The sequence below is a fragment of the Streptomyces sp. NPDC060366 genome, from assembly GCF_042725135.1.
Classification (GTDB): domain Bacteria; phylum Actinomycetota; class Actinomycetes; order Streptomycetales; family Streptomycetaceae; genus Streptomyces.
The window spans coordinates 1-6,998 of record NZ_JBHXDC010000046.1; the positions used below are offsets into that span (position 1 = coordinate 1).

5 protein-coding genes are annotated in these 6,998 nt (G+C 67.4%); 1 reads left to right on the forward strand and 4 read right to left on the reverse strand.

Annotated elements, in window-relative coordinates:
• Positions 1-656 precede the first annotated feature (656 nt).
• The 4 genes from ACFWHU_RS38425 to ACFWHU_RS38440 form a co-directional block, all read right to left on the reverse strand.
• The gene (locus ACFWHU_RS38425) at positions 657-1,871 is read right to left on the reverse strand and encodes an SGNH/GDSL hydrolase family protein (protein WP_387230991.1); all 1,215 of its coding nucleotides are present in this window, start codon (positions 1,869-1,871) and stop codon (positions 657-659) included.
• A 407-nt stretch (positions 1,872-2,278) separates the two neighbouring features.
• Positions 2,279-3,799: an FAD-dependent oxidoreductase gene (locus tag ACFWHU_RS38430; RefSeq protein WP_387230993.1), complete on the reverse strand. Its 1,521-nt coding sequence runs from the start codon at positions 3,797-3,799 to the stop codon at positions 2,279-2,281.
• Positions 3,800-3,854: 55 nt separating this feature from the next.
• Positions 3,855-4,553, reverse strand: a complete 699-nt coding sequence (locus tag ACFWHU_RS38435; protein WP_387230995.1) for a TetR/AcrR family transcriptional regulator — start codon at positions 4,551-4,553, stop codon at positions 3,855-3,857.
• Positions 4,554-4,939: 386 nt separating this feature from the next.
• The gene (locus ACFWHU_RS38440; RefSeq protein ID WP_387230997.1) at positions 4,940-5,743 is read right to left on the reverse strand and encodes an SDR family NAD(P)-dependent oxidoreductase; all 804 of its coding nucleotides are present in this window, start codon (positions 5,741-5,743) and stop codon (positions 4,940-4,942) included.
• A 265-nt stretch (positions 5,744-6,008) separates the two neighbouring features.
• Between ACFWHU_RS38440 and ACFWHU_RS38445 the strand changes: the two genes are divergently transcribed.
• Entirely contained in the window at positions 6,009-6,506 is a 498-nt protein-coding gene (locus ACFWHU_RS38445; protein ID WP_385803908.1) for a peptidylprolyl isomerase, read from the forward strand.
• Positions 6,507-6,998: the final 492 nt, after the last annotated feature.

The window sequence follows — 6,998 nt, forward strand, 5'->3', positions numbered from 1 at the left end:
TCGCGATCTCCCACAGTCCGTCCGGAACAATCCAACTCCACGTACCCCGCCCCATAAACAGCCCAACGAGCGACCACCCACATAGGACACGGTCTAAGACGTCGTTTCATCGGGCATCGCGGCCTGCCGGTGCGCGACGACGTCGTACGAGCGGCCCCGCGCGATGGTGGCGGCGGCTGTGCGCAGTTCCTCCCGCACCACGGCAGCGGTGAGGACCGCGCGGTGGTATCGGAGCGGGATGCGGGGTATCCCACACGGTCGCGACCCGGGCCCGGATCGCGACCGCCGCGGCGCGGGCGCGGGCGCGCTCGAGGAGCGAGTCGATGAGGCCGGCCCGGTCGGCGAGGTACGCGCGCGCACTGCTAAGTCGCGTACGGACGTGGAAGCGGTGGAGTTCACCGACGAGTAGGGCTGCTTGTCGCCCTCCCACCCGGGCTCCGGCTCTACGGACCAGGGCAGCGGAACAAGCCTCGCAACCGTGCGGCTGGTACTGCTCAAGAACGACATCCCACTCCGCCCGGCCGGCTCTACCCGGGCCGTTCAAGGACGAGACTTCAGGGCCCGCAGTGCCGACAGGTCAACCGTCTCCCGGCGTTCGGCTTCCGGTCGCCGCGCTCGGGACGGCGGCCTGGTGCGCGAGCTGTTGCGGTCAGGGATCATTCGAAGAGGGAGAGGTCGATGGATTCCGCGAGGGCGGCATAGCCCGCATCGCTGCCGTGGAGGTTGTCGCCCATGTGCAGGCCGTTGCGGATGCGGCTGGGATCGGCGGGGTCGCGCCAGACGGCATCGAAGTCGAGTACGCCGTCGAAGGCGCCGCTCGTGCGTATCCATGCGTTGACCTGCTCGCGTGCCTTGTCGCCCTCGGATGTGTACATTTCCGAGCCGCCGTAGGGAGCGATGGTCGCGGCGTACGCCCGCGCGCCGTGCGCGCGGGCCCGAGACGCCAGCTGGAGATGGGCGGCGATGATGTCGTCCACGCCGACGGGCGTGCCGGGGAACATCGCGAGGAATCCGGCGGTCTCCTCGGTGCGCGGGGCGAAGGAGAAGATCAGGTCGTTGCCCACCGCGATCACCACGTGGCCGAGGCCCGGCGTGGCGAGGATGTCGCGGTCGAAGCGGGCGAGGGCGGCGGTGCCGATGCCGTCGTTGAGTATGCGGTTGCCGCTGATTCCCTGGCTGACCACGCAGAGCGTCCGTCCGCCGCAGGTTGCCAGGCGCTCGGCGAGCAGGTCGGTCCAGCGGCGGTCCGTGCCGGGGGTCGAGCCGATGCCGTCGACGCGGGAGTCACCGATCACGGCGATGGCCTTGGCCGGTGCGTCGGGCAGTACTTCCACGGCCGTGATCAGGGCCTGCGCCGGCAAGGGGGTGGCGTCCTTGGGTAGCGACGCGAGTGCGGTCGCGTTGCCGGGGAGGAGCCAGCCGAGCGTGTGGAAGGTCCCGTGGCAGGTTGCGGTGTCTACTCGGCCGGGCAGGTAGAGGCTGATGGTCAGCCGCGACAACGCGGCGGTACGCAGATCGACGGGATCGCTGAGGATCGGCGCGCCCGCCGGTACGGTGGCGCTCGGCCGGCCGCCGAAGGTCACCGCATGGCCGCTTCCGTCCTGGATCCCGCCGTCGGTTTCCGCGATGGCGACACGGGCGGCGCCGATGGTCAGCGGTGCGGTTCCGTACTCGTTGCTGATACGGATGCGGACGTGGTGTCCGCCGCCGCTGATGCGGACGACTTGCCGCAGCGTCGCGTTCTCGAAGGGTTCGACCGAGCTGACGGAGTTGTCCGGCGCCTGCGGGGAGGCGCCCCAGGTGCGAACCCATGCGACGGCGTTCGGGGGCGAACCTTCGGAGCCGGAGGGGGTGTTGATGGCGCTGTTCATGGTCTCTGTCCTTCGGTTCTCGGATGTCACGGCGGTGCTCGAAGAGCTCGGTGTCAGGGCGGCCCTGCCTGCGGTGGCGGAGGGCGTAAAGGGCTCGTCCGCGGTCTGCCGCTTACAGATCGATGCTCCGGTCGCGCAGGAGGTCGATCAGGAACGGGGTGCTGCGCGCCCCCGAGGGGCCGCGAGCTACGCCGCCGCTTCGGCGATGACGTGGCTCGCGCCTCTGCCAGGGCCGGACAGGGCCTAGGGCCTGTCCGGCGGATCTTCGGGGATCAGCCCGGGGCGTCTGGTGCGGTACATCGCAAGGCGGAGGATCGCGCTCGTACTGGACGTACTTGGACGATTCGACAACGCGGCGAGGTGCCGTGCCAGGCGTCCCGGGCCCCCGAGGATCCGCCGGACAGGGCCTAGTCCTCCGGGGTGGCGAACCACTGGGCGGCGGCCAGGGCGAACGCGTCGCGGTCGGGGGTGTCGCTTGCCCAGGCCACGACGCCGTCAGGTCGGACCAGTACGGCCGCCAGCCCCAGGCTGTTGTGCACCGGGCCGGCTGCGTACCGGATCCGGTCGGCCCATCGCTGGGCCGCACCCCTCAGCGCACGGTCGGTGGTGAAGTCGAGCGCGACGCCCCGGCCCTGGTGCAGCAGGTCACCGAGGTGGGTGCCGTCGTCGAAGCGGAAGTCCGGGGCGCTGCGGCCGACGAGCGGGTGGTCGTTGTCCAAGTCGTAACGGTTGAACAGGCCCGATGTCCTGCGGTACACGTGGGTCGTCCCGTCGGGGGTGCTCATCAGCTCGCGGACCAGTCGGCGCAGCGCGGGGGCGTTGTGGCCCGGCTTCATGGTCGCTACCTGGGCTCGCGACCAGTCGAGCACCGCGGCGCCGACGGGGTGTCGCTCACCGGTGTAGCTGTCGAGCAGGCCCTCGGCCGCGTGTCCGTGCACGGTGGCGGCGAGCTTCCAGCCGAGGTTCATGGCGTCGCCGATGCCGAGGTTGAGCCCCTGGCCGCCCAGCGGCGAGTGGATGTGCGCGGCGTCGCCGGCGAGCAGGACGCGGCCCTTGCGGTAGGTCGTGACCTGCATCGCGCGGTCGGTGAAGCTGGAGGCGAGATGGACCTTGTCCAGCGTCACGTCGGTGCCGGAAATACGGCGCAGCACAGTCTGGAGGTGGTCGCGGGTCAGCCGCTCGGAGCGGTCGAAGGCGCCGCCGTCGAAGTCCATCATGCCCAGGTGCCCTTCGAGGGGCGTACGCAAATACATGCCGTTCGGTGTCAGGTTGAACCCGAGGGGCAGCTGCTCGGGGTCGGTGAAGGTGACCTGGGCGACGTAGCCGGTGAACAACGGTGAGGTGCCTATGAATTCGAAGCCCGCGAGCTTGCGTACCGCGCTGCGCCCGCCGTCGCATCCCAGGAGCCAGCGCGCCCGGTACTGCTGCCCGCCCGCCGTGGCGACAACGTACTCGGCATCCTGGCTCACGGCGGTGACGGGAACGCCGCGGACGATCTCCACACCGAGCGCGGAAGCCTGCTCGGCCAGCACCGTCGCGACCGCTTCCAGGCTCGTCATGAAGCCTTCCATCGCCGGACCGGGCAGCCTGAACGGGAGGGCGGCCGTGTCGATGTCGGCCGCATCGAGCGTGATGCCCGCGAAATGGCTCAGCTGACGAGGGGCCGGCGCCTCGATGGCTTCGGGGTCCGCGCCGAGTTTCTCCGCGTTGACGCCGGAAGCCTTCGCTATCGCTTCCAGCAGCCCGCGGCGGTAGAACGTCTCGGCGGACCCGGCGTTCAGTCCCCTCAATCCGAGCGGGAGCGCCTTCAGCGGCGGGTTGGGGTCCTGGTCCGCCTCGAGTACGAGGACGGAACAGCCGGACAGGGCAAGCTCGTTCGCCAGGAACAGGCCGATCGGGCCGGCGCCCGCGATTACTACGTCGTGCATGAGAGCTTCCCTTCGGAAACCAATACGTGGTGATGCCCGGGCTGGATGAGGTAGGTCAGCGCAGGCGGGTGAGGCCGTCGAGGATGACGGCGATGCCGGTGAGGAACTGCTCGCGGTCGTCGTGGTTTTTCATCTGGCCGACGATGGCGTGCATGAACGGGTAGTCCTCGGGGTTGAGTTCCTGCCACGCCGCCGAGGCCGCGTCGAAGAATTCGTCGCGGTCCGCCTGGGGGTCGATCTCTGAGGTGTCCCCCTCGATGCGGGCGTTCTGGCTGACCGCTCCGAGGATGTAGTGCACGAGTGTCGAGGCCGCGTCGAACCAGCGGGCTCGCGGCACACCCAAGGCACCCACCTGTCGGCCGATCCGCTCGAAGATCCCTACCGTCACCGGGCCCACCGGGTTGCGGATGATCTGGAGCGTCAGCCGCGTAGCGAGCCACTGGTGCTCAGCGATCGCATCGAACAAGGCCAGCGCAACGAGGCGGATTTCGTCCCCCGGCGCTGCTCCCGCCCGGGCGGGCTTCGTCGCCAGAGCGGCAGTGACGACCGTCTCGGTCGCCGCGTCTAGGAGATCGTCCCGCTTGCCCACGTGATACGAGATCGCACCGGACCCGGTGGACAGACTCTCACTCAGCGCCCGGACAGTCAGCGCGCCCTCGCCGCCCGCATCGAGCAACTCGATGGCGGCCTCGATGATCTGCTCTTGGGAGAGCACCTGGTTACGCCTCTGAGACAGGCGTGCTCGCGTTGCCATGCGCCCATGGTGACACATTTGGCGCAGCGTGCCAATTTGGAGCGATGCACCAAAGTGGGTTGCGGCGTTCATCGGTGGCACGGTGTACCAAATCGGGTCGGCGGACACGTCCCGCCTGCTCATCTCGCTACGGCGACGAGACATCGACTGACCGAGCACCCATCGCCAGGCGAACCTGCCGGCGCCCCGTTCGTGAGCTCGTAGTTGGTGCGCGAGGCGCCGGGGCCCGGCCGGCCTCGGGCTGGGTGCTGGGTGCTGGGTGCTGGAGAAGGCGGGCGGCGGCCGCGGGCCCGGACGCGCCGTGCTTCACGCCGTCGACTGCGCCGAAGCCTCACAGAACGCGCCCCTGCCCATCACGCTCGCGCGTTTCCTCATCGGATTCCATTTCAGTACATGACCATGCCGGCGGAGACGTTGATGTCTTCTCCCGTGATGGAAGCAGCGCTGTCACTGAGGAGAAAGGTGACCAGATCTGCCACATGATCGGGCTGCACCAGACGGCCGAGAGGTGAGCCCGACACGGCCTCCTGAAGGAGAGTTTCCTTAGGGATTCCTTTTCTTGTTGCCAGTTCATCGATCACCGTCCGGAACCTGTCGCTGTCCACGGCTCCCGGAGTGACCAGATTCGCCCTGATCCCGTACGCCCCCGCCTCCAACGCCAGGGCGCGAGTAAAGCCGATCAAGGCAGTCTTGCTGCTCGCATAGGCGGCACGGCCGACGTTCGGACGCTTCCCGGTGATCGAACCCACCATCACGATGTTGCCGGAGCGTTGTTCGATCATGGTGGGCAGCACCGCACGACAGCACAAGAAAGTGCCAGTCACGTTGGTATTGAGCGTGTCCTCCCATTCACTGAGCGACGACTCCCACAACGGTGAAGTGGGACCGGCAATACCCGCATTGTTGACCAATGCATCGATACGGCCGAACCGGTCGATTGCAATCGATACCATTTTCGATACCGCGCGCTCATTTCTGATATCGCAGCTGACTGGCAATACAGAATGGCCGACAGGATCAATCGACTGAGCAGAGGCCTTCAGGGCTTCGAGGTCCCTACCGCAGATAATGACATTCGCCCCTGTTGCGTGGAGTGCTCTGGCAATCTCCTGCCCCAGCCCGCGCCCCCCACCCGTAACAATCGCGACTCGGCTCGCCAGCCGGTCCGTACTTGCTTCGTTTGCTGACATAGCACCTATCCGCACTACTTCGGATCTTGTAGATGGACGGAGTGCCACAGTTTCACATATCTGGATCAATGGGTCGCGGACGTCGCCCTCGCCTCCACGACTGGCCACCCGCCTGAGTTTGCTCTTTGACCTACCAGGGTCTTCCAGGCTTGCCGATGGCCTTGAGGGTCTCGGCGCGTTTCGAGCGCCCGTGCTGAGCAGCGCGCTGCCGCGCACGACGGCCCTGCTGATCAGGCGGGGCGGTGGGTGATGTCAGGATGGCTCCATGACGACCAAGGTTTACTTCGATATCACCATTGACGGCGTGCCCGCCGGGCGCATCAACTTCGACCTGTTCGAAGACGTGGTCCCCAAGACCGTCGAGAACTTCCGCGCCCTCGCCACCGGCGAGAAGGGCTTCGGTTACGCCGGATCCAGCTTCCACCGGGTCATCCCCGCGTTCATGCTGCAGGGCGGTGACTTCACCCGGGGTGACGGCACCGGCGGCAACAGCATCTACGGCGAGAAGTTCGCCGACGAGAACTTCACTCTCAAGCACACCAAGCCGGGGCTGCTGTCGATGGCCAACAGCGGCCCCGACAGCAATGGCTCGCAGTTCTTCATCACCACCGTGGTGACGCCGTGGCTCGACGGCAAGCACGTGGTCTTCGGCGAGGTCGCCGACCAAGCCGGGCTCGACCTGGTTGCGAAGATCGAAAGGCTCGGCAGCCAGAGTGGACGCACCAAGTCCAACATCACCATCGAGGCGTCCGGCCAGCTCTGACGCCCGATTGCACCACCTGACAGAACGGTGACACCGTGAAAGCCCCGCGCCCGGGAGACCGAAGGGCATGGTCGGGGCCGGGGCAGCGTGGTTGGGGCCGTGGCCGGAACACAACGGACGTCGGTCACGGACCCGTTCTTCTCCAAGCCCCCTCACAGGAAAGTCGGCGCGCCCCGGGCCCGGTTTCGGGTCTGATCGCGTCGGTGACGCGGCCAAACGCAAGGTCCCTCCGCCGCCAACCCTCATGACGTCAGCGGGTTGAGTCTGACGCGGTGGGCAGGGGGCTTCGTGGACCGGCCGCGGCACGTTGGGATCGAAGATCCATACGAACGGCCGAGCGCTTCGTCGGCATCGCAGCCACACTCATCTGTCACCGCCGACTCACCAAATGAAAGGACGTCTAAGACCGTGTCCTATGTGGGTGGTCGCTCGTTGGGCTGTTTATGGGGCGGGGTACGTGGAGTTGGATTGTTCCGGACGGACTGTGGGAGA

Excerpts from the sequence above, each read along its gene's own strand:
- ACFWHU_RS38435 (WP_387230995.1), bottom strand. The coding sequence starts at position 4,553 with ATGGCAACGCGAGCACGCCTGTCTCAGAGGCGTAACCAGGTGCTCTCC.
- ACFWHU_RS38425 (WP_387230991.1), bottom strand. The coding sequence starts at position 1,871 with ATGAACAGCGCCATCAACACCCCCTCCGGCTCCGAAGGTTCGCCCCCG.
- ACFWHU_RS38440 (WP_387230997.1), bottom strand. The coding sequence starts at position 5,743 with ATGTCAGCAAACGAAGCAAGTACGGACCGGCTGGCGAGCCGAGTCGCG.
- ACFWHU_RS38430 (WP_387230993.1), bottom strand. The coding sequence starts at position 3,799 with ATGCACGACGTAGTAATCGCGGGCGCCGGCCCGATCGGCCTGTTCCTG.
- ACFWHU_RS38445 (WP_385803908.1), top strand. The coding sequence starts at position 6,009 with ATGACGACCAAGGTTTACTTCGATATCACCATTGACGGCGTGCCCGCC.